The sequence below is a fragment of the Roseomonas populi genome (genome assembly GCF_024594815.1).
In the GTDB taxonomy this organism is placed as follows: Bacteria; Pseudomonadota; Alphaproteobacteria; order Acetobacterales; family Acetobacteraceae; genus Roseomonas; species Roseomonas populi.
Map to the genome: position 1 here is coordinate 1 of NZ_JANJOU010000040.1, position 22,578 is coordinate 22,578.

The 22,578-nt window shown below is 70.0% G+C and carries 17 protein-coding genes; 10 read left to right on the plus strand and 7 right to left on the minus strand.

Annotated elements, in window-relative coordinates; genetic code table 11:
- Window positions 1-670 precede the first annotated feature (670 nt).
- The gene (locus NRP21_RS27005) at window positions 671-1,909 is read right to left on the minus strand and encodes a glycoside hydrolase family 1 protein (protein ID WP_257719352.1); all 1,239 of its coding nucleotides are present in this window, start codon (window positions 1,907-1,909) and stop codon (window positions 671-673) included.
- A 10-nt stretch (window positions 1,910-1,919) separates the two neighbouring features.
- Window positions 1,920-3,026, minus strand: coding sequence for a glycosyltransferase family protein (locus tag NRP21_RS27010; RefSeq protein ID WP_257719353.1), 1,107 nt, complete (start codon window positions 3,024-3,026; stop codon window positions 1,920-1,922).
- 295 nt (window positions 3,027-3,321) lie between these two features.
- Between NRP21_RS27010 and NRP21_RS27015 the strand changes: the two genes are divergently transcribed.
- Window positions 3,322-4,632: a family 1 glycosylhydrolase gene (locus tag NRP21_RS27015; protein ID WP_257719354.1), complete on the plus strand. Its 1,311-nt coding sequence runs from the start codon at window positions 3,322-3,324 to the stop codon at window positions 4,630-4,632.
- A gap of 52 nt (window positions 4,633-4,684) precedes the next feature.
- Here the strand turns inward: NRP21_RS27015 and NRP21_RS27020 are convergent, their stop codons facing one another.
- On the minus strand, window positions 4,685-5,908 hold the full coding sequence (locus tag NRP21_RS27020; RefSeq protein WP_257719355.1) for an MFS transporter: 1,224 nt from the start codon (window positions 5,906-5,908) through the stop codon (window positions 4,685-4,687).
- 250 nt (window positions 5,909-6,158) lie between these two features.
- Between NRP21_RS27020 and NRP21_RS27025 the strand changes: the two genes are divergently transcribed.
- On the plus strand, window positions 6,159-6,347 hold the full coding sequence (locus NRP21_RS27025) for a hypothetical protein (protein WP_257719356.1): 189 nt from the start codon (window positions 6,159-6,161) through the stop codon (window positions 6,345-6,347).
- Between the two features lie 452 nt (window positions 6,348-6,799).
- Here the strand turns inward: NRP21_RS27025 and NRP21_RS27030 are convergent, their stop codons facing one another.
- Window positions 6,800-8,437 carry a Na/Pi cotransporter family protein gene (locus tag NRP21_RS27030; RefSeq protein ID WP_257719357.1) on the minus strand — a complete coding sequence of 546 codons (1,638 nt, stop codon included), beginning with the start codon at window positions 8,435-8,437 and terminating at the stop codon, window positions 6,800-6,802.
- Between the two features lie 216 nt (window positions 8,438-8,653).
- Here NRP21_RS27030 and NRP21_RS27035 point away from each other — a divergent pair, with 216 nt between their 5' ends.
- The 8 genes from NRP21_RS27035 to NRP21_RS27070 all read left to right on the plus strand — a co-directional run bounded on the left by NRP21_RS27035 (window position 8,654) and on the right by NRP21_RS27070 (window position 18,871).
- Window positions 8,654-10,009: an ABC transporter substrate-binding protein gene (locus tag NRP21_RS27035; protein ID WP_257719358.1), complete on the plus strand. Its 1,356-nt coding sequence runs from the start codon at window positions 8,654-8,656 to the stop codon at window positions 10,007-10,009.
- 2 nt (window positions 10,010-10,011) lie between these two features.
- Window positions 10,012-11,748 (plus strand): ABC transporter permease, encoded by a 1,737-nt coding sequence (locus NRP21_RS27040; RefSeq protein WP_257719359.1) that lies wholly within the window; start codon window positions 10,012-10,014, stop codon window positions 11,746-11,748.
- Entirely contained in the window at window positions 11,745-12,836 is a 1,092-nt protein-coding gene (locus NRP21_RS27045) for an ABC transporter ATP-binding protein (protein WP_257719360.1), read from the plus strand. The genes NRP21_RS27040 and NRP21_RS27045 overlap by 4 nt, the downstream gene beginning before the upstream one ends.
- Window positions 12,837-12,915: 79 nt before the next feature.
- On the plus strand, window positions 12,916-13,944 hold the full coding sequence (locus tag NRP21_RS27050) for an ABC transporter substrate-binding protein (RefSeq protein WP_257719361.1): 1,029 nt from the start codon (window positions 12,916-12,918) through the stop codon (window positions 13,942-13,944).
- Between the two features lie 7 nt (window positions 13,945-13,951).
- Window positions 13,952-16,165 (plus strand): ABC transporter permease, encoded by a 2,214-nt coding sequence (locus NRP21_RS27055; protein WP_257719362.1) that lies wholly within the window; start codon window positions 13,952-13,954, stop codon window positions 16,163-16,165.
- Complete coding sequence (locus tag NRP21_RS27060; RefSeq protein WP_257719363.1) at window positions 16,162-17,244, plus strand: ABC transporter ATP-binding protein; 1,083 nt, start codon at window positions 16,162-16,164, stop codon at window positions 17,242-17,244. The genes NRP21_RS27055 and NRP21_RS27060 overlap by 4 nt, the downstream gene beginning before the upstream one ends.
- A gap of 75 nt (window positions 17,245-17,319) precedes the next feature.
- On the plus strand, window positions 17,320-18,285 hold the full coding sequence (locus tag NRP21_RS27065) for a Bug family tripartite tricarboxylate transporter substrate binding protein (RefSeq protein WP_257719364.1): 966 nt from the start codon (window positions 17,320-17,322) through the stop codon (window positions 18,283-18,285).
- Window positions 18,286-18,463: 178 nt separating this feature from the next.
- The gene (locus NRP21_RS27070) at window positions 18,464-18,871 is read left to right on the plus strand and encodes an NUDIX hydrolase (RefSeq protein ID WP_257719391.1); all 408 of its coding nucleotides are present in this window, start codon (window positions 18,464-18,466) and stop codon (window positions 18,869-18,871) included.
- Window positions 18,872-18,928: 57 nt separating this feature from the next.
- Here the strand turns inward: NRP21_RS27070 and NRP21_RS27075 are convergent, their stop codons facing one another.
- The 3 genes from NRP21_RS27075 to NRP21_RS27085 all read right to left on the minus strand — a co-directional run bounded on the left by NRP21_RS27075 (window position 18,929) and on the right by NRP21_RS27085 (window position 22,569).
- Window positions 18,929-19,939, minus strand: coding sequence for an inorganic phosphate transporter (locus NRP21_RS27075; RefSeq protein ID WP_257719365.1), 1,011 nt, complete (start codon window positions 19,937-19,939; stop codon window positions 18,929-18,931).
- Window positions 19,940-19,951: 12 nt separating this feature from the next.
- The gene (locus tag NRP21_RS27080) at window positions 19,952-20,593 is read right to left on the minus strand and encodes a DUF47 domain-containing protein (protein WP_257719366.1); all 642 of its coding nucleotides are present in this window, start codon (window positions 20,591-20,593) and stop codon (window positions 19,952-19,954) included.
- 575 nt (window positions 20,594-21,168) lie between these two features.
- On the minus strand, window positions 21,169-22,569 hold the full coding sequence (locus NRP21_RS27085; RefSeq protein WP_257719367.1) for a PepSY-associated TM helix domain-containing protein: 1,401 nt from the start codon (window positions 22,567-22,569) through the stop codon (window positions 21,169-21,171).
- Window positions 22,570-22,578: the final 9 nt, after the last annotated feature.

Below are 22,578 nucleotides of genomic sequence, written 5' to 3' on the forward strand. Positions count from 1 at the left end.
TGCCTGGTTTGAGGATTACAACGCCGCCCATCCTCACTCCGGCTTGCGCATGCTCTCACCCCGTGAGTTCATCGCCCGCCAGTCGTCCACCCCAGTCACCTGTCCGGTTTAATGGGGAGCACTCCACTGCGTCACCCGGGCCCACTCTCGTCAGGGCTCTGTCGAACGGTCCGATCTCGACGACATCATGCTCATGACCGCCCAGGCCAGACTGCCCGCGCACGGCTCAGCAGCTCAAAGGTCAGCCATACCGGAAACATACGGAAAAGCGGACCAAACTTTCTGGATTCATTGGAGAACTTGGAGCAGCGATAGGGACTGGGCGCGAAGATTCTCTGGGTCGGAGCACGCTCCTGACCTCCGGTCCATCTTCGGGCTATGGAGGCTGCGCCAGCCTCCATAGCCCGCCAGATCAGTATTCCGGCCAGGAGCAGCAGGCTCACCCGCCATTCGCGCGTGGCGCGCGAGTGGCGGGTGTTGTGGATGTTGCAGCACCAGATCCCAGGGCAGGTGCGACATGCAGAGGAGAAGAGGAAGGCCCGGCGTTCCGCCACTTCGAATCCAGGGCCGCAACTGCGGGACCAGCCGTTGCGTCACTCGCTCCTATTGGTACCGTGGTGATGAACGCTGCGTGATGAGGAAGCGCGACGCGCTGCTCTGGCCGCATCCTTCACGATGCTCCGCAGAGCGCACGGAACAGCAGGCGCTGGCTGGCAAGTTCCGCGGCCAGCGGCTCGTGGACGGACCGGATCTCCCCCCTGTCCTGAAGCTCCAGCAGGCCGTTCGGGCAGTAGCGGTCGTCGTCCCAGCCGGGATGGGAGAGGACGGGATAGAGGCAGATCCCCTCCATCGGCACGCCGGCGCGCATGGCGGCGCGCACCTCCTCTCCGACGTAGCGGAACCAGGGCGCGCGCTCCTCGCCCTCGATGCTTGTTTCGGCCATGAAAATGGGCCGGCCATAGCGCGCATGGGCCGCCACCAGCAGGTCGTGGAGCGGCGTGTGCCGGGGATCGCCGGGCAGCAGCGGTTCGCGCAGGCCGCCATGGAGCCACTGGTTGTTCCAGTAGTAGTTGACGCCGAGAACATCGAGCATGTCGGGCGAGCCGCCCAGCTCGGGCGCCAGGCGGCCAGCGATCATGTCCCAGGCATGGAACTGCCCCTCGTTGCGGCCCTCCGCATCCGTGGGATCCTGGCCCGGGCGCGGGACGATGCTGATGATCGGGTCGATCGCCAGGATGCGCGCGCCCGGCGCTGCCTCCCGCACGGCGCGCGTGCCGGCCAGGGCGGCGCGCACCAGCTGGCGCTTCAGCTCGCCGGCGCGCTCCGGGTCGGTGTCGCCCGGGTTCATCAGCCCGGCCTCACCGCCGGCCCAGGCGAAGAAGGAGATCTCGTTCACCGGGCACACCATGGAGGCCTCGCCGGTCTCCTCCAGGTGCAGCCGGGCGAAGGCGCGGGAATACCCTGCGAAACGCTCCACGAAGGCCGCGGAATAGACGTCCAGCCCGTCGGGCCAGCCGTAGTGGCAGAGGTCCCAGGCCACCTGGGTCCCCGTCTCCCGCGCCGCCCGTATCGCGGGCAGGGCGGAGGACCAGTCGTAGTGCCCGGGTGCGGTCTCGATCAGGTGCCAGCGCACGCCGTCGCGCACGGAGCGGATCCCAAGGCCGGCCAGCTGCCGGTAGTCCGCGGCGACGAGGGCGTCGTGCCGCGTGCTCCGGAGCAGGTCCAGCCGCTGCCCGTCCCGGCGGCGGTGGGTGGAGCACTCGAACCCGCCGAGGAAGAAGCTGCGGAAGAGGCCTGGCCGGAACGTCAGCTCCGGCGCGGTGCCAATGGGGGCAGGGGCCGGGCCGGGGCTGCCGCCTTCAGTGAAGTTCCGGTAGGCGGTGCGGGCGTCGTCGGGGCTGTGCTGCATCGGGGCCTTGTCAGGCTGTGGCGGCGCGACGCTTCGCACCGATCTCGAGGATGATCCGGGCGGCGGCGTCCACGCCGCCCCCGCCGGTGACGAGGGCCTTCGCCCGGTCGCGCATGGCCGAGGTCTCGCCGGGCTTGCCGAGCACGGCGAGGAAGGCCCCTTCCAGCGCCTCCGGGCTGACGGCGTCCGGGAGGAAGCTGTGCGCGGCCCCGTGGCGCCCCAGGGCCTCGCCGAGCAGCAGCGTCTCCGAAATGGGGCCGGGCACGAGCACCATGGGCGTGCCGAGGGCGGCGGCCTCGTGCATCGTGCTCGTCCCCTCGCCGATGACGATGTCGGCCGCGCTGATGTGCCGGAGGGCCTCGGCCTGGGGCACCACGCCTTCCAGCCTCACCCAGTCCGGAAAGGCCTCCAGCCCAAGGATGCCCCGCAGCTCCTCCCGGTCATGTACGGCCAGGAGGTGCAGCCGCAGCCCGGGATGGGTGCTCCCCTGCAGCCGCTCCGCCGCCCGGTAGACGCTGCTGAGGACGCGGATGCCGAATTCCCTGGTGAAGGGGAAGTTCCGGACCGCGTAGAGGATCATGGGGCTTCCCGGCTCCGCGCCGAGGCCCGCCCGCGCCTCGTCCCGGCCCGGAACCGCGGCCAGGTCCAGGAAGGGGCCGGTCGCCGTGATCAGGTCCTCGACCAGCGACATCTCCTCCGGCCGGGCGACGAGGGGGGCATAGGCCCAGATGATGGCATCCATCTGCCGCATCATCGGCCAGTCGCCGAAGAGCTCGTCGCCCACGGGCGGAATGGGAATGGAGACCCAAGCGGCCCGCGGGACGCAGGCGCGCAGCGGGAACAGGTAGCGCGCCGTGTCGTCCACGATGACGTCCGCATCCCCGAAGCAGGCCATGGTGACGGCGTTGCGGTTCTGCCGGGTGATCGGGGGCAGCAGGCGGGGCTGGTAGCCCATCCGCATCGTCATCTCGACGTTGGGTGGCCGCAGCCGGACGGTGTCGATCACGTACTCGACCTGGATGGAGGGATCCGCGCGCTTCAGGGCACGGGCCAGGGTCGCCGTCCGGGAGACATGGCCGATGCCGCCCTCCACGCAGGGCAGCATGATCACCCTCATGGAAGCTGTCCTGTACGAAATGCCATTTCCCCACCCTTCTGTCCCGGTCTTGACGCAGCGGCCGCGACGAAGTTCCCGGCCCTTCTATCCCTCCCGCGTGACGGGAGAAGAACAATGCTGGCCTAGAGGGAGGACTAACTCATGTTTGTCTTTAACATATCTGAATGACTGGAATTTTTGGAGTAAATCTGGAGACATTAACATATAATCAGAAACGAAGTTTTCCTGTCAGCGCTACGCCGGAGGGTGCGGTGCGGGCACCGGCTCCCACAGGCTGGGCGGGACACGGAGACCCATGAGCATGCTGGAACTGTGGGGGGGTGTGGAGTGCACCGTCCTGCGCGTCGGGGATGAGTGGCGGGACCAGACCCGGGAGACCGGCCACCACGACCGCGCGGACGACCTGAACCTCATCGCCGGTCTCGGGATCCGCAAGCTGCGCTACCCCGTCCTCTGGGAGAGGGTCGCGCCGGACGACCCCTCCCGCACGGATTGGAGCTGGTCCGATGCCCGCCTTGCGCGGCTGCGCGAACTCGGCTGCGACCCCATCGTCGGCCTCGTGCATCACGGCTCCGGCCCCTCTTATACAAGCCTGCTGGACCGGGAATTCCCGGAGAAGCTGGCCGCCTACGCGGCGCAGGTGGCGGCCCGCTATCCCTGGGTGCAGGACTGGACCCCGGTGAACGAGCCGCTGACCACGGCGCGCTTCTCCGGCCTCTACGGGCATTGGTTCCCGCATGGGCAGGGGATGCACAGCTTCCTTGTCTCGCTGATGAACGAGTGCCGGGGCACTGCCCTGGCGATGCGGGCCATCCGCCGGGTCAATCCGGCTGCACGGCTGGTGCAGACGGAGGATCTCGGCCGCGTCTTCTCCACGAAGCCTCTGGCAGGCCAGGCGGCGCACGAGAACGAGCGGCGCTGGCTTAGCCTGGACCTGCTCTGCGGCCGTGTGGACCGGCACCACCCCTGGTATGCGATCATGCTGGCCGAGGGCGTGCCGCAGGCGCAACTGGACGAGCTGGTGGCCGAGCCCTGCCCGCCGGACATCGTGGGCATCAACCACTACGTCACGAGCGACCGCTTCCTGGACCATCGCGTCACGCTCTATCCGCAGCACACCGTCGGTGGGAACGGCGATCTCGTCTACGCGGACATGGAGGCCGTTCGGGTGCCGCTGCCGCCGGACATCCATATCGGTCCCGAGGCGCGGCTGCGCGAGGCGTGGGAGCGGTACCGGCTGCCCGTGGCCGTCACGGAGGCGCATCTCGGCTGCCGCGAGCCCGAGGAGTGCGTCCGCTGGCTGCTGGAGGTGTGGAACGCCGCGACCCGGCTGAGGCAGGAGGGCGCGGACCTGCGGGCCGTCACCGTCTGGTCGATCTTCGGCGCGATGGACTGGTGCTCCCTCCTGCGCCAGCGCAACGGCCGGTATGAGCCGGGAATCTTCGACGTGCGCCATTCGCCGCCCCGGCCGATGCCGATCGCCCAAGCGGTTCGTGCGCTCGCCCGGGGGGAACGCTTCGAGGCGCCGGTCGCGCAGGAGCCGGGCTGGTGGCGGCGCGAGGACCGCTTCGTGGTCGAGCCCCAGGCCATGGCCGCGCGCGACTGAGGAAGGGCGAGCCGGCCAGCCCGTCCCGCGGCGCCGGAAGGCGGCGCGGGCCTCAGCGTTGCGCCATCCCGCGCGCCTCGAAGCCGCGCGTCTCCGGCATGACCAGCCAGAACAGCGCACCGCCCAGCGCTGCAACCGCGGCCAGGGCCAGGAAGGTAGCGTCGTAGCCGACCTGAACCACCATCTGCCCCGCGATCCCCGCACTGAGCACGCCCCCGATGCCGTGCACCGTGCCCACCACGCCCTGTGCCGCCGCGAAATGCCCGCTTCCCCGGGTGAGATCCGCGACCACCACCGGGAAGAGCGCGCCGATCAGCCCCGCGCCCACCCCATCCAGAAGCTGCACGGTGATCAGCCAGGCGGTGTTGTCGGATAAGGTGTAAAGCGCCCCGCGCAGTGCGAGCGCGACGAAGGCGGCCAGCAGCAGCGGCCGCCTTCCCCAGGCATCCGCGCGCGCGCCCGCCAGCGCCGCGATGGGCACCATCACCGACTGGGCGGCGATGGCAGAGGCCGCGGCCAGGGTGATCCCCTGCCCGAGATTCGCCAGCGCGAGCTTCTGCGAGACCAGGCCGAGCATGGACGCGTTGGCGAGGTGGAACAGGGCACCGCAGAGGGCAAAGGCAAGGAGCGGGCGGGAGCCGAGCATTAGGCGCCAGGCGGACGGCCCGGGAACCGGCACGGCGCCGGGCAGCAGGCCGCGCGCGATGGAGTGATCGATGGCTCGGCCGGGCACGGCGGCGGCGGCCAGCACGCTCGCCACCATGGTGAAGCCCATGCTCCAGAACAGCACGGCGCTGCCGAAGAGGGGCGCGGTGAGCAGGATGGCAAGGCAGATCGCGCCGTCCCCGAGATGAAACAAGGCCTCGTTGCGCCCGGCGCGCCGGGCGAAGCGCCGCGGCCCGACCACGCCGAGGGAGATGGCGGACAGCGTGGGCCCAATGGTCACGCCGGCCAGGGCCCCGACCACCCCGGCCAGCGCTACCGGCCAGAAGCGCGGCGCGAGCGGGATGACGAGGCAGGTGGCCGTGACGAGCACGGTTGCGCAGGCGATCAGGGCGCGCTTGGCGCGGATGGCATCCACCAGAGCCCCCATGGGGGCCTGCGACACCAGGCCGGTCAGTCCGCCGATGGAGAGCGCGGCGCCGATGGTCCCCGCGTCCCAACCGTGCTCCGTGATCAGGTACACGCCGAGAAAGGCGCCCAGGCCGTAGCGCGCATCGGACACGAAGAAGCTCAGCGCGTCCAGGCGACGTTCGGCGCGCGTCTCCATGATCATGCTTTTCTCCACCTCGGGCGGATGCCGCCGGAGGGCTAACCGGCCATGTGCGATCTCGTTTCGGTTGGGTGCTTCGGCATGCCCGACAGGGCGCGAAGCCTGGCCGGCATCCCCGAGAGAAGGAAGGGCCGTGCTGCACGAGGTCACCCGGAGGTGACCGGAAAACAGATGGTCCACTCGCCTGGGTTAGGGCAGCGCCGGCCCGGATGGATCATCCAGGGTGCCGAACCCCGGAACGTAGGAGGCAAGCATGAAAAGCATGAACTCGTCCGCGATCGTGATCGCTGGTCTCGCCATCCTCGCCCTGGTCCTCGCGGCACCGCTCAGCTGGTTCCTGGAGAAGGGCGCCTCGGGCGGCGGGAATCCGGCAAACAGCTTCAGCATTCCGCACACGACGACCTACGATCCGGCAGATCGTTCGTCCACGTCCACTCGGTAGCGCTCGGGACATCACGGCGCGCGTTTCGGGTGATCTCGCGAGCGCTCTCCGATGTGCCCCCGGCGCCGCCCCGCTGATCGCAGGGGCTATGCCCTTCGTGAGGGGGCGGCGTGCTGCTCCACGACAACGCGGGGGCAACAGCGGCTCAACAACCGCCCATGAACCGTCCGGAACCAGGGGCTTCGCCATGCCCCTCAGGACGCTCAGCAGCAGGTTTCGTTAGATGCTCTAAACCACCCGGGGCTCCAGCTTCGGAGACAAGTCGCTCTCCGAAGAGAGGAAGCAGCACTCATTGCCCTCTCGAAGTACCAAGGTGCCCGCGGCGAATGCAGGGCAAACACATGGAAGAGCGCGATCCCAACCTCACCTAGGTGAAGTCCTTCCTGCGATCCTCCCATCTGCGCCGGGGTACGACATGTGCAGGCCAAGGAAGAGTGCTTCTCTCACCCCGATCAGGCCGCCGGCACCGGCCGCAGGCGGCTCACGCGAAGAACGCCCTCCCGCTCCAGCAGCGGGTGAGCGATCGCGGCCAGATGCCCCGCAATGCCCTTCAAGTCCCGGGTGACGTCGAGGGCAAGGCGGGCCGTGGCGGCGGAGTTGTCATCGGCACTGAGGCCCAGGCGGTTGGCCGCCGCGCGCTCGGCCAGGCGCCAGGATTCCTTCTCCACCACGAGCTGCCGGGCGGCGGTGGGATCATGGTCCATGAACACCGCGATGGCGAGGCGAAGCTGCCCGATGGCCCGTCCATGGAGCTCCGCCAGCTCCTCCGCCAGGGCGGGCGGAAGGGCGGTTCCGCGTCGGGCGGCGCGGGTGGCGTGGCGCGCCAGCCCACGCTCCACCATGTCGCCGACATGCTCGAGGATGATGGCCGCGTCGCGGATCTCCTCCAGCCGGATCGCCTCGGCGGGGGTGAGGGATTCGCGCGGCAGGGCGGCCAGATAGGCGTGAACCGCGCGGTGCAGCCCGTCCACCACGTCGTCTCGGCGGGAGGTGGCGCGGGCCCGTTCGATGTCGGCGCGACGGAGCGCGGCGGCCGCGTCGCGCAGCATGGCCTCCACCTCGTCCGCGATGCGGAGCACCTCGCGGGAGGCGTTGGCCAGCGCGACAACGGGGGTGGAGACGGCCTCCGGGTCCAGGTAGCGGGGCGCGGCGGCGTCGGCGGCGGCCGGGGGCTCCGGCAGCAGCCGCGTGAGCAGGCGGGCGAAGGGGCCGAGGAAGGGCAGGGTCGCAAGCGCGAGGATCAGGTTGAAGCCGAGATGGGCGTTTGCGACCAGCCGCACGGGGGTGGGGTCCAGCGCCCGCAAGGCTTCTGTCAGGGGGCCGATCAGGGCGAGGGCGAGAAGCGCGCCGGCGAGACGGTTCACGAGGTTGCCCAGCGGCATGCGTAGGCGGGAGAGATCCTGCGCGTCGTTTCGGGCGGCCAGGACAGGGGTCACGGCACTGCCGAGATTCGCCCCCACCACCATGGCCACGGCAGCCTGCGGCCCGAGCACGCCCGCGCCGGCCAGCGAGCCGATGAGCAGGACCGCCGCGACCGAGGAGTGCATCGCCCAGGCGAGGAGAGCGGCAGCGACGAGGTTGAGCAGCGGATAGCCGGCCAGGAGGTGCAGCACCTCCCGGAAGGCCGGGGAGGACTGGAGAGGCGCCATGCTGTCCAGCATGAGGTGCAGGGCGGCGAGCATGAGCCCGAGGCCCATCACAGCGCGCCCGCCCTCCTTCTGGCGGGTGGAGGGCCGGCGATAGGCGGCCCAGCCCAGTAGAAGCAGGGCGGGGAAGACCGCGCGCACGTCGAAGGACAGCAGTTGGACGATCAGCGCGGTGCCGACGTTGGCGCCGAGCATGGCCGCTAGCGCCGGCTCCAACCCCAGCGTGCCCGTGGCTGCCAGGCCACCCACCATGAGGGCGGCGGCGGTGCTGCTCTGGAGGGCGGCCGTGACGCCGAGCCCAGCAAGGAAGGCGCGCAGGCGGGATCCCAGGGCCACGCGGACAATGCGGCGGAGGTCCGGCCCGAAGGCGCGCTGTACCCCGCGCTGCACCAGGTGGAGCCCGAAGAGGAGAAGCGCGGCCTCTCCCGCTAATTCGATCAGCAAGCGCAGAACGTCCAGTGCGGCCTCCTTGGCGAAGGTTCCGTCATCTAAGCGCCATTCGGCGGGGGATGCACGGGCTAATGTGGAACCTTCCTCATCAAGTGTTGCGGAATCCCCTTTAGATCGTGGACTTCGGGCGGGGATGAGCCATGGGGGGTTGTCAGCTTCCACAGACTGACCGAGAAGAAAGTTCATAAAATAAAAGCAATGGAGGGAGTGATGCGTTCTGTCCTTGCGCGTCCCGGAGGGACCGTGCTGGGCCGCCGTGCCCTGGGCGCCCTTGCCGTCTTCGCCGCCGGTGCCGCCCGCGCGCAGACGCCCGCGGGGGCTGGCAAGGTGAGCGTCGTCACCTCCTTCTCCAACGACGTGACGGGCCCCTTCAAGCGCGCCTTCGAGGCCGCGCGGCCCGGCATGACTCTCGACATCCAGAACCGTAACACCACCGCCGGCGTGCGCTTCGTCCAGGAGACGCGCTCCAACAACGCCGTGGACCTGTTCTGGGCCTCTGCGCCCGACGCCTTCGAGGTGCTGAAGAGCGCGGGCCTGCTGGAGGCCTACCGCCCGACTGCGCAGGGGATCCCCGAGCGGATCGGCCCCTACACGATCAACGATCCGGATGGCTTCGTGACCGGCTTTGCGGCCTCCGGCTACGGCATCATGTGGAATGAGCGCTACATGCGCGCGAACCGCCTACCCGAGCCGAAGGAGTGGTCCGACCTCGCCAGGCCCGTCTACCACGACCACGTCATCATCACCGCGCCGTCGCGTTCCGGCACCACCCACCTGACGATCGAGACGATTCTCCAGGGCGAGGGGTGGGAGAAGGGCTGGGGCACGGTGAAGGGCTTCTCCGGCAACCTCCGCCAGATCACCGAGCGCTCCTTCGGGGTGCCGGATGCGGTTAACTCCGGCCAGGTCGGCATCGGCATCGTCATCGACTTCTTCGCCTTCTCCGCCCAGGGCGCGGGGTTCCCGGTGAAGTTCGTCTATCCCTCCGTCACCACGGTGGTGCCGGCCAACATCGCGGTCGTGAAGAACGCGCCGAACCCCGCTGGGGCGAGGGCCTTCATCGACTTTCTGCTCTCGCCCCAGGGGCAGGAAATCCTGCTGGAACCGACTATCCGCCGCCTGCCGGTCAACCCCGCCGTCTATGCCAAGGCGCCGCAGGGCTATCCCAATCCCTTCACCGGCTCCATCGGCATGCCGAGCCTGCATTTCGACGTAGTGGAATCGGGCAAGCGCTATGCCGTGGTGGATTCCCTCTATGACCAGACTATCGGCACCAACCTCGATGCGCTGAAGCGGGCCACCAAGGCGATCGGCGAGGTGGAGACGCGTCTGGCCCGGCGCGACAACGCCGCCGCCCGCGCGCTGCTGGCCGAGGCGCGCTCCCTGATCGATGCCATGCCGGTGACCCAGGCCGAGGCCGCCTCGGACGAGGTGACGGGGGCCTTCACCGGCCGCGCCGGCAGCCCGCGCCAGGCCGAGCTGGAGCAGCGCTGGGCCGCCTTCGCGCGGGAGAAGTATCAGGCGGCCGCCGCCAAGGCCGCCGAGGCCGCCCGGGCGGCAGGCTGAGCTTGTCGGACACGCCCGCCGGCACCCTCGGCGTCGCGGCGCCGGCCAGCCCTGGGATGCGACGCTTCCTGCCCAGCCGCCCGGGGGAGGCGGTGGCCTTCGCGCTGGTGGCGTTGTTCCTGCTCGCCTTCCTGGTGGTGCCCGTCCTCACGGTCGTGACCGTCGCCTTCCAGGACCGGGCGACGGGCGGCTTCACCCTCGCCCATTTCGGCGACTTCCTCTCCAACGACCTGTTCACGACGAGCTTCCTGAACTCGCTCTACGTCTCTCTGATGTCGGTGGTGGTGGCGAGCCTCATCGCCCTGCCGCTCGCCTACTTCACCACGCGCTTCGAGTTCCGCGGTGCCATCCTCGTGCAAACGCTCGGCGTGCTGCCGCTCATCATGCCGCCCTTCGCCGGGGCGGTCGCCATGGGCCTGCTGTTCGGGCGCAGCGGCACGGTGAACCTGCTGCTGGGCGACCTTTTCGACATCAACATCCCCTTCATGGAAGGGCTGAACGGAGTCATCTTCGTCCAGTCCGTCCACTACTTCCCCTTCATCCTGCTGAACCTCGTCGCCAGCCTGAAGAACATCGACCGGGCGATGGAGGAGAGCGCGCAGAACCTGGGCGCGCACGGCTTCCGCCTGTTCCGCCGCATCGTGCTGCCGCTGGCCATGCCCGGCTATGTCGCCGGCGCCAGCCTCGTCTTCATCAAGGTCTTCGATGACCTCGCCACGCCCCTGCTGCTGAACGTGCGGGAGATGCTGGCGCCCCAGGCCTATCTCCGGATCACCTCGGTGGGGCTGGAGGACCCGATCGGGTACGTCATATCCGTCGTGCTGATCCTCTTCTCCGTCCTGTCGCTCTGGGTGTCGTCTCTGGCCCTGCGCGGGAAGGACTACGCCACGGTGCAGCGCGGCGGCGGCGGCCTGGCCCGGCGGCGCATGTCCCGCGGACAGGCGGTGGCCGCCTATGCTGTCATCTTCCTCATCCTCGCCCTGGTGCTGGCGCCGCATCTCGGCCTGCTGCTGCTCTCCCTCGCTACGGTCTGGTCCTTCGCGCCGCTGCCGGACGGCTACACCATCGCCCACTACGCCCGCGTCTTCGCGGAGAGCTCCCAGTACATCACCAACACGCTGATCTATGCGGGGCTGGCCGGGCTGATCGACGTGGTTCTCGGCACCACCATCGCCCTGCTCGTGCTGCGCGGGCGCATCGCCGGGGCGCGCTGGCTGGACTACCTGGCCATGTCCGCTCTGGCCGTGCCCGGGCTGGTGCTGGGCATCGGCTATCTCCGCACCTTCTTCGGCGTCACCCTGCCGGATGGGCGCTCGCTCGCTTCCTTCTGGGGGATCATCGTGCTCGCGCTTGCCGTGCGGCGGCTGCCCTACGCGCTGCGGGCCTGTACGGCTGCCCTGCAGCAGGTCTCCGCCAGCCTGGAGGAGGCGGCCGAGAACCTTGGTGCGCGCCGGCTGCGCGTGATCAGGCGCATCGTGCTGCCCCTGATGGCGGGCGGGCTGGCGGCCGGCTTCATCACCTCCTTCGCCACGGCGGCGGTGGAGCTGTCGGCCACCCTCATGCTCGTCCAGTCCAGCGGCGACGCGCCGCTCGCCTACGGGCTCTACGTCTTCATGCAGTCGCCCGCCGGGCGCGGTGCCGGGGCCGCGCTCGGGATCATCGCCGTGGTCATCGTGGGCGTCTCCACCCTACTGTCCCATCTGGTCGCCGAGCGCGGTGGCGGGAGGAAATCCCCATGAGCGAGCTTCTGGCCCGCGAGCCGGCCGGCATCCGCGTGGAGGGGGTGGACCTGTCCTACGGCGCCACCCGCGTGCTGAAGGACGTGAACCTGGAAATCCGCCCCGGCGAGTTCTTCGCCTTCCTCGGCCCTTCCGGCTGCGGCAAGACCACGCTGCTGCGCCTCATCGCCGGCTTCAACGCGGCACAGCGCGGCCGCGTGCTGGTCGGCGGCAAGGATGTCTCCGCCCTGCCGCCCTGGAAGCGCGACGTGGGCATGGTGTTCCAGTCCTACGCGCTCTGGCCCCACATGACGGTTCGCCGCAACGTCGCCTTCGGGTTGGAGGAGCGGCGCCTGCCCCGGGCGGAGATCGCGACCCGGGTGGAGGCCGCGCTGCGGCTGGTGGGGCTGGATGGCATGGGTGATCGGCGCCCGGCGCAGCTTTCCGGCGGGCAGCAGCAGCGCGTGGCGCTCGCCCGCACCGTCGCGGTGCGCCCGCAGGTGTTGCTGCTGGACGAACCTCTCTCGAACCTCGATGCCCGGCTGCGCGTGCAGGTGCGGCGGGAGTTGCGGGACCTTCAGCAGAGCCTTCGCCTGACCACGGTCTTCGTCACCCATGACCAGGAGGAGGCCAATACGGTCTGCGACCGGATCGCGGTGATGAACGAGGGCGCGGTGCAGCAGGTCGGCACGCCCATGGAGCTTTACGATCATCCGGCCAACCTGTTCGTTGCCGGCTTCCTCGGAACCGCGAACATCGTGCCGGGCACCGTGCTGCGCGAGGGTGGTGCCGCCGCCTTCGAGGTGGCCGGCGGCACCCGCATCCCACTGCCGCCCGGGCTGGCCGTGCCGGAGGGCGCAAGGCTGATGTTCCGCCCGCAGGACGTCTCCCTCCTGCCGCCCGGCAGCGATCCGGCCGGACGCCGGCTGATCGAGGGCGAGGTGGCGCACCGGGAGTTCCTGGGCGCCAGCATGCGCTACGGCGTGCGCGTCGGCGGGGCGGAGGTGCTGGTGGACGTGCCGCACACGGGCGGGGAAGGGCACCTCCAGGTCGGCGGGCGCGCGGCCCTGGCGCTGGACGCGACGCGGGTGAAGCTGCTGGCCGGCTGAACCGCCGGATTGATTATGTGACAGATAAGTTGCATCCCAATGACAGGCGGGGCCAGCCCGCCGTGAGGGAACGGGTCACATGCTGCTCCGCGTTGTCCAGGCCGCCGTTATCGCGGCCACCGCCCTTGCGGCCTCCGGCGCCGCCCGGGCCCAGGGCTCGCTGAACCTCTACTGCTCCGTGCAGGTGGAGTGGTGCCAGGCCGCCGCCAATGCCTTCGGGCGCGAGACGGGCATCCGCGTCTCCGTCTCGCAGAAGGGCTCGGGCGAGGTGCTGGCCCAGATCCGGGCGGAGGCGCAAAACCCGCGCGGCGACCTCTGGTTCGGCGGCACGGGCGACCCGCACCTCCAGGCGGCGGAGGAGAACCTCTCGGCCGAGTACCGCTCTGCCGCGCTCGACCAATTGCACGACTGGGCGCAGAAGCAGGCGCGGGACAGCCACTACCGCACGGTCGGCATCTATGCCGGCGCACTGGGCTTCGGCTTCAACACGGAGCTGCTGGCCCGCCGCAACATCGCGGCGCCCGCCTGCTGGAAGGACCTGCTGGAGCCGCGTTTCCGCAACGAGATCCAGATGGCGAACCCGCAATCCTCGGGCACGGCCTATGTGATGATCGCGACCATCGTGCAGCTGATGGGGGAGGAGCAGGCTTTCGACTATCTCAAGGCCCTGCACCGCAACATCAACGCTTATCCCCGCCAGGGCACCGGCCCCATCAAGTCCGTCGCGCGCGGGGAGACGGGGGTGTCCATCTCCTTCGTGCATGATGCCGTGACGGAGCGGCTCGGCGGCTTTCCCGTATCCAGCGCCGTGCCCTGCGAGGGCTCGGGCTACGAGGTGGGCTCCATGTCCATCATCCGCGGCGCACGGAACCTGCGGAACGCGCAGCGCTTCTACGACTGGGCGCTGACCCCGGCCGCGCAGCAGCTTGGCGCGGAGACGAAGCAGTTCCAGACCCCGTCCAACCGCGCCACCCCGGTTCCGGCCGAGGCACCGCAGATGTCGCAGATCCGGCTGATCGACTACGACTTCGCCCGCTACGGCGCCTCCGCGGAGCGCCGCCGCCTGATCGAGCGCTGGGACCGCGAGGTGAACACCCTGCCGCGCTGATCCCGGGATGCGCGCCGCCGGCCTCTGGAGCAGCCTTCTCGCCCTCGCGGCGGCGCTGCTGCTGCCCTGGTACCTGACGCATGACGGCATCGCGGCCGCGCCGCTGGCGGGCCTGGCCTGGCTCTCCGACCCCGATTTCGGGCCGGGGGCCGGGCAGGTGCTGGCGCAGGGGCGCTGGTGGCTCCTTCCGGCGCTGCTGGCGCCCGCCATCGGGCTTCTGGCGGCGCTGCTGCCGCTTCCGCGCCCGGCACGGGCCTGGTTCTTCCTGCTCGCCGGCGGGCTCGGCCTGGGGCTGCTGGTCGCGCAGGGCTACGCCATCGGCGTCCAGGGCTGGTCCGCCCCGTGGCTGGAAGCGCTCTTCGGCCCGATGGAGGACCGGCAGTTCGGCGTGGGCTGGGGCGGGGCGATGGTGCCGGCGGCGCTGGCAGTGCTGTTCGCCGCCGGGCTGGCCGGGCGCGGTGCCTTTCGCGGGGATGCCTTCACCGCCACCGTGGCCGTCTGCATCGCGCTGGCGATCGCGGTCTTCACGGCGATGCCGCTGGTCCTGCTGCTGGGCGATGCCTTCCGCGATGCGGGCGGCGCGCTGGCGGCGGGCGCGCTGTTCAGCCGGTTGGCGGATGACCGCCTCTGGAGCCTTGGCTGCCTCGCCGGGGCGCCGCGCTGCGGGGTGGTGTGGAACACCCTGCTTCTGGGCGCGCTGGTCGGGGCGGGCACCACCGCCCTCGGCCTCGCCTTCGCGCTTCTGGTGGTGCGCGGGCGGCTGCGGCTCGGCCGTCCGCTGCGCTGGCTCACCGTGCTGCCGATCGTGACGCCGCCCTTCATTCTCGGCCTCGGGCTGATCCTGATCTTCGGGCGCTCCGGCATCGTCTCCCTCGCCGCCTCCTCCTGGTTCGGGGTGGAACTGGGGCGCTGGATTTACGGGCTGCCGGGCGTTCTGCTCGCGCAGCTCTTCGCCTTCACGCCCATCGCCTTCCTCGTGCTGATCGGCGTGGTGGAAGGGCTGTCGCCGACGCTGGAGGAGGCCTCCTCCACCCTGCGGGCCACGCCGCGCGACACCTTCCGCACCGTCACCCTGCCGCTGCTGCGCCCGGGCCTCGCCAATGCCTTCCTGCTCGGCTTCGTGGAGAGCATGGCGGATTTCGGCAATCCGATCGTGCTGGGCGGCCAGTTCGGCGTGCTGGCGACCGAGATCTTCTTCGCCGTGGTGGGCGCGCAGGCAGATGCCGGGCGGGCGGCCACGCTCTCCCTCGTCCTGCTCGCCATGGCGCTCGGCGCCTTCTTCCTCCAGCGCCGCCTGACGGCGCGAAAGTCCTATGTCTCCATCGGCGGCAAGGGCGATGCCGGGCTGGCGCCGCCGCTGCCCGCCGGGGTGCGCCGCCTCTGCCTCGCGGTCGCGCTCCCCTGGGCGGGGCTGACGGTCGCGCTCTACGTGCTCGCCATCTCCGGCGGCTTCGTGGAGATCTGGGGGCGCGACCACACGCCAACGCTGCGCCACATGATCAAGGCCTTCGAGATCAGCGGCGGTCAGCTCACCGGCCTCGCCTGGAACAGCGTGATCACCACGGTCACCCTGGCTGCCATCTCGGCCCCGATCACGGCGGCGCTGGGCATCGTTTCCGCCTGGCTCTTCTCCCGCACGCGCTTCGCGGGCCGGGGCGCGCTGGAATTCGCGACCATGCTCACCTTCGCCGTGCCGGGCACCGTGATCGGCGTGGCCTATCTCCGCGCCTTCAACCTGCCGCCGCTGGAGCTGGCGGGGACGGGCGCGATCATCGTGGCCTGCTTCGTGTTCCGGAACCTGCCGGTCGGGCTTCGTTCCGGCATGGCGGCCATGGCGCAGATCGACCCCTCGCTGGACGAGGCCTCCCATACGCTCGGCGGCGGCGGGGCGGATGCTTTCCGGCGCGTGGTGCTGCCGCTGCTGCGCCCGGCGATCATGGCGGGGCTGGTCTATGCCTTCGTGCGGGCCATGACCACGATCTCGGCCGTGATCTTCCTTGTCACGGCCGATACGGAGTTGGCCACGGTGTTCATCGTCAACCGCGTGATCAACGGCGATTATGGGCTGGCCATCGCCGTGGCCGTGGTGCTGATCGCGCTGATGATCGTCATGCTCGGGCTGGCGCAGCTTATCGTCGGGCGGCGGCGGATCGGCCGCCGGGCAGCGGTGGCGCCAAGCATCCAGCCGCCGGGCGTCCAACCAGGGGGAGCCGTGGCATGAGCCGCGCGGCGGAGGTGCGCTTCGAGCGCGTATGGAAGCGCTTTGGTGCTGAAAGCGTCGCCGTGCGGGGCGTCTCCTTCACCGTGCCGGCGGGAACGCTCTGCACCCTGCTCGGGCCCTCGGGCTGCGGCAAGACGACGACGCTGCGGATGATCGCGGGGCTGGAATACCCGAGCGAGGGGCGCGTGCTGATTGGCGGCCGGGACGTCTCCGCCCTTCCGCCCGCCGAGCGCGACGTCTCCATGGTGTTTCAGTCCTACGCGCTCTTCCCGCACATGACGGTGCTGGAGAATGTCTGCTACGGCCTGACGGTCTCGCGCCGCCCGAAGCGGGAGGCGATGGAGGCAGGCCGCGCCGCGCTGGACAGCGTGGGGCTGGCCGGCTTCGAGGCCCGGCTGCCCTCCGAGCTCTCGGGCGGGCAGCAGCAGCGCGTGGCGGTGGCGCGTGCGCTGGTGCTGGAACCCTCCGTCCTTCTCTTCGACGAACCCCTCTCCAACCTCGACGCGCGGCTGCGCCGCAAGATGCGGGAGGAGATCCGGGACCTGCAGCAGCGCCTCGGCGTCACCGTGGTCTATGTCACGCACGATCAGGCGGAGGCGCTGGCCATCTCCGACAAGATCATCGTCATGAACCAGGCGGTGATCGCGCAGGAGGGCACCCCGCGGGAGCTTTACGCCAGCCCCGCCAGCGCCTTCGTGGCCGGCTTCGTGGGGGAGGCGAACCGCATTCCCGCAAGCCTGCGCCGCCTGGACGACCGGGATGCCGAGGTCTCGATCGGCAAGGCACGGCTGGTCCTTCCCCATCGCGGCCTGCCGGACGGGCCGGCGGAGCTGGCGCTGCGGCCGGAGGCGATCACCCTGCTGACGCCGGCGGACCCCGCGGCCATGCTGGAGGGCACGGTCTCCAAGGCGGCCTACCTGGGTGGCGTCATGGAGTACACGGTCGCCACGCCGTCCGGGGAGGTCTTTGTCGTTTCCCCCTCTGCCGGGTTCACGCCTGCCTCGGGGGACGCCGTGGCGCTGAGCTTTGGCAGGCATGGCGCCGCACTCCTGCCCGGCAGCCTTGGAACGGCGGCGTAGGGAACACTCGGACTGGCCCGTTGCCATCCGGTGCGCCCGCCACCTGACGGCAGACCTCAGAAAGGAAACAACCCGATGAATCGCCGCAGCCTTCTCACCGCCGGTGCCGTCCTGGCGGCCACCCCCGCCCTCGCGCAGGCGGAATATCCCAGCCGCCCCATCCGCCTGCTCGTCGGCTTTCCGCCCGGGGGCGGGGTGGACCTGACGGCACGCCCCCTCCTGCCCCACCTCCAGCCTCGCCTCGGCCAGCCCGTCGTGGTGGAGAACCGGCCCGGGGCCAACGGGAATCTCGCGGTGGAGGCGGCCTGCAAGGCGCCCGCCGACGGCTACACCCTGCTCGTCGGCAATACCGGCCCGATGGCTGCCAACCACGCGCTCTACCGCAGCCTGCCCTTTGACACGCAGCGCGACCTCACGCCCGTCGCGCAGCTCATCTCCACGCCCCTGGTCCTGGTGGTCTCGCCCGCGCTCGGCGTGAACAGCCTGCAGGAGCTGCTGGCGAGGGCGCGTGCCAGGCCGGGTGAGCTGAACATGGGAACCGGCGGCAATGGTGGATCCCCGCATCTCTGCCTGGAAGCGATCAAGCAGCGGGAGGGACTGGACATCGTCCACGTTCCCTATCGCGGCTCGGCCCCGGCGCTGCAGGACCTGGTCGGGGGCCGCATCCAGCTGATGATCGACACCTACAACCTGTTCCGCGGGGCGCATGAGGCGGGGCAGGTGAAGGTGCTGGCCATCAGCAGCCTGCAGCGCCACCCCTCCCTGCCGGACGTCCCGACGATGGACGAGGCGGGGCTTCACGGCTTCGAATCCGTCGGCTGGGTCGGCCTCTTCGCGCCCGTTGCCACCCCACCCTCCGTCCTCGACAAGCTCGAAACGGCCGTCGGCGGCGCCATGACCGGTACCGACCTGCCGCAGACCTATCTCGCGCAGGGCGGATTGCCGAGCTTTGCCGGCCGGAAGGCCTTCGGCGACCTTGTGGCGCGGGACCGCCAGCGCCTTGGCGAACTGATCCGCAAGGTGGGCGTCAGTCTCGACTGATCCCTGGCGCCAGCACGAGCCGGACCGCTCGAAGGAGCGGGGAACGACGGCTATGTACCGAGGATAAGCAGAGGACGAGCATCGGGATCGAAGCAGGTCCCTGAGCTGACGCCAATGATGGAGGGAGCGATCTGTGCCGGGGCGGGTTCTTCGTGAAAGCGGGCAACAGTTTGCCGCCGTGCCGCTGAGACGGCAGGAAGGCGAAGTGCGCGTTCTCCTGCTGACCAGCCGGGGAACCGGGCGCTGGGTGCTGCCGAAAGGTTGGGCTGAGGAGGGCCTCACAGGAGCGGAGGTGGCGGCGAAGGAAGCCTTCGAGGAGGCCGGGCTGGTCGGTGAGGTCCAGCCTGATCCCCTGGGAGTCTACAGCTACGTGAAGGCGATGCCGCAGGAGCAGGTGATGCCGTGCCGAGTGGAGGTATTCGCGCTGTGGGTTGGCCAGCAGCTCGGCGATTGGCCGGAGCGGGAACAGCGCGTCCGGCGGTGGTTCTCGCTGTCAGAAGCGGCCGGGAAGGTACACGAGGACGATCTGCGCCTGCTGCTCGAACGCCTGGCGGCGCAGTACGGGGCGGAGCGGCCCTCGGTCTGAGCCAGGGCGAATGCCCCTGAAGTTGGCATCAGGCCGAAGCTGCTGCCGGGCTTCCTCTCAGCCCAGCAGCGCCGCGCCCATCCAGTAGCCCAGCGCGCCCACGGCGGCGGAGGCGGGCAGGGTGACGATCCAGGCCCAGACGATGCGTCGCGCGACGCCCCAGCGGACGGCGGAGGCGCGGCGGGCGGCCCCGACGCCCACGATGGCGCCCGTGACGGTGTGCGTGGTGGAGACGGGGATGCCGAGCCAGGTGGCTCCGAAGAGGGATAGGGCGCCGCCCGTCTCCGCGCAGAAGCCCTGGACGGGGCGCAGCTCCGTGATGCGCGAGCCCATGGTGCGGACGATCCGCCAGCCGCCCATCAGCGTTCCAAGGCCCATGGCGGCATGGCAGGCGATGACGACCCAGAAGGGGACGTGGAAGCTCTCGCCGAGCATCCCCTGGGAGAAGAGGAGGATGGCGATGATGCCCATGGTCTTTTGCGCGTCGTTGCCGCCGTGGCCGAGGCTGAAGAGGGAGGAGGAGAGAAGCTGGAGGATGCGGAAGCGCCGGTCCACCGCGTAGGGGGTGGAGCGGCGCGCGGCCCAGCTGGTGATCAGGACGAGGAGCAGGGCGAGGAGGAAGCCGAGAAGCGGGGAGACGACGATGAAGGCCGCGACGGTGCCGACGCCGCCCCAGAGGACGGCCGAGAACCCCGCCTTGGCGATCGCTGCCCCGACGAGCCCGCCAACGAGGGCGTGGCTTGAGGAGGAGGGGATGCCCCAGACCCAAGTGGCTATGTTCCAGGCGATGGCGCCGACCAGCGCGCCGCCGATCACGGCCGGGTCCACTGCCTCCGCCGCGATGATGCCCTTGCCGATGGTGTCCGCCACGTGCAGGCCGAAGAAGAGGAAGGCAATGAAGTTGAAGAAGGCGGCCCAGACCACAGCAACGCGCGGCGCCAGCACGCGGGTGGAGACAACGGTGGCGATGGAGTTGGCGGCGTCGTGCAGCCCGTTCAGGAAGTCGAAGAAGAGGGCAACGGCGACGAGGCCAACGAGGAGCGGCAGCCCGATGCTGATGTCGGTCACGAGCCGGGACCTTCAGACCTGTTCGACCATGACGGCCTGGATGAGATCGGTCACGTCCTCGCAGCGGTCCGCCACCGCCTCGATGCCGTCATAGACCATCTGCACCATGAGCTTGTGGCCGGGGGAGTTGGTATCGCCTCCGTCGAACAGGGCGTCCATGCCGGATTGCAGCGCGCGGTCGGCCTCGCTCTCGATCGCGTCCACCGCCTCGCACATGGCGCCGAGGGCACGTGCATTGCCGGAGATATCGCCGAGAAGGGGCATGCCGTCGCGCAGCCTCTCGCAGGCGCGGATGATGCAGTCCGCCATCGTCAGCATCTGCGGCGTGACCGCCACCTTGTAGAGGGTGAGGCGGCGCCCCGCGTCCTTCATGCGGTCGATCACGTCGTCCAGCGCGTCCGTCAGGGTGAGGATGTCCGCGCGGTCGAAGGGCGTGATGAAGCTGCGGTGGATGGAGCGGATGGTGGCGCGGTTGATCTCGTCCGCCTCGCGCTCGATCCGGCGGAGCTCGGTGTAGTGGGCGCCGTTCGCGGGGTCCTCCAGCATGGCGCGGAAGACGTGGGCGGCATCCACCGTGCGGGCGGCCTGCTTCGCGAAGGCGGCCACGAAGGTGTCGTCGCGCGGCATCAGCATGCGGAAGAGCTTGAGGACCATGCGTCAGTTCCAGACCAGCCTGTGACCCCTGTGGCGGTAGCGCAGATATTGTTGCAGGTCGATGACGGAGGACACATTAGGGCCCTGGGAAGAGGTTCAACCGGGACGCGCTTGAAATCTCGGCCTCGGGCTTGGGGGGGAGGATCGGGTAGCGCGCTCAAGATTCCACAGTTCACCCCCAACACTACCGGGCTACTTCGCGGCGGGGTCGGGTAGATCGTCTATAAAGCCGGCACCGGCCGGCTGTGGTGGGACCTGGACGGCGCGGGCGGTCAGGGCGGGATGTGCTCGCCACCATCAACGGCCACCCGGCCCTTGCCGCCTCCGACATTCACCTCATCGGGTAGAGCATGCTGAAGGCTGGGATGCAGGAGCAGTTGCCTGACCCAGACGGCGGTGCGGCGGCGGCTGTGCGGATCACCGCGGCCGGGCTGCTGCAGGTTGGGGCGGAGGCCTACAGCGGCCTTGCGCCCTTCTCAGCTACCTGCTCGCTCTCGGCAGCGTCCCACACGGGGACATGGGCGAGCTCGGGCAATCATGCACTGCCCGGGATGGCACAAGGATCGCCTCGTCCCTCAGGGTTCAACGGCAGGCCGCATCCATCTGCTTCCCATCCCGAGAATGGCGTCCACCAGGCCGACCACGAGCATCGATGCCCCGGCGAGTGGGAACGCGATACCCATCCCGCCGATAATGGCCAGCAATCCCGGCGGGACGGGGCGTGCCACCCTCGGAGGAGCGGCAAGCTCACCCTTGGGGCGCCGCTTCCACCACATCACGGTGCCGGTGGTCACGAGCACGAGGATGCCGATGCAGGGGAGCAGCATCAGGAGTTGGTTCGCCAGCCCGAAGTACCGGCCCATGTGGATGGCGACGCCGAGCTCGACGGCTTTCGCCACGGCGCCGTACTCCCGAAAGCCGACATCGCCCAGGATCTCGCCCGAGTACTGGTCGATATGGATCGTCCGCTGCCCTTCCGGCCGGTGCGGGTAGCTAACGGCCATGTAGACCCCTCTCTCCCCGCGGGGCAGGTTCAGGCGGTAGCCGTCGGGCATCCCGGCCTGGGCCAGGATCTGCACGGCGGCGTCCAGGTGAACCGATCCGGAGGTCGGGCAGGCTGGCCCGCCCGCATGGTGGTGCGAGGCGTGGTCGGTCCCGCACGCCGCCCCGGCCAGGGAGGCCGGCATGGGCGCCTGATGGAGCGTCCAGGGCGCGTCGGGCATGGCCGCCGCCACCGGACCGGTCGTGCTCTGCATCGGGCGCCGTGAGCCCTCAGGATAGCCAAGGCCGACGGCGTTGCTGACCGGCGAAAGGATTTGCCCGCCCCAGATCGTCGCCCAGGGCAGGCCGGTGATGACGAGGAAGACGATCAGCGCCCCCGTGTAGAGGCCGACCACCTGGTGGATGTCCCGCCAGAGAGGCCTGCGCCGTGCCCGCAGGCGCGGGAACCACTTCCCGTCCATCCGCCCACCCCGGGGCCACCAGAGATAGAAGCCGCTGAGGACGAGGATGAGGGTCCAGGAAGCGGCCAGTTCGACGATCGCGTCGCCGAAATCCCCCAGCAGCAATGATCCGTGCATCCGGTCTGCGAAGCCCACCAGCGTCCGCTCGTAGACATGCGAGCCCAGCACCTGGCCCGTCAGCGGATCTACGAAGACCCGCAGGGCCTCGCCTTGGCCCGTGGTGAGGAAGAGCTGCGCCGTGCGCCCCGGCTCCTCCGGCATGTCGATGCGGGTCACGCGACCGCCCGGATAGGTCTGCTCTGCGGCCGACACCATCGCGCTCGCGGGAATGGAGGGGGCGGAAGCCGAGGAGGCGAAGCGCAGCCCTGGCTGCAGGGCGTCGTTGATCTCCCTCTCGAAGAGATAAACCGTCCCGGTCAGGGACAGGATGACGAGGAACGGGATGACGAAGAGCCCTGCATAGAAGTGCCAGCGCCAGACCATACCGTAGAGCGACCGAGTGGGTGCTGCCATGACCCTGCC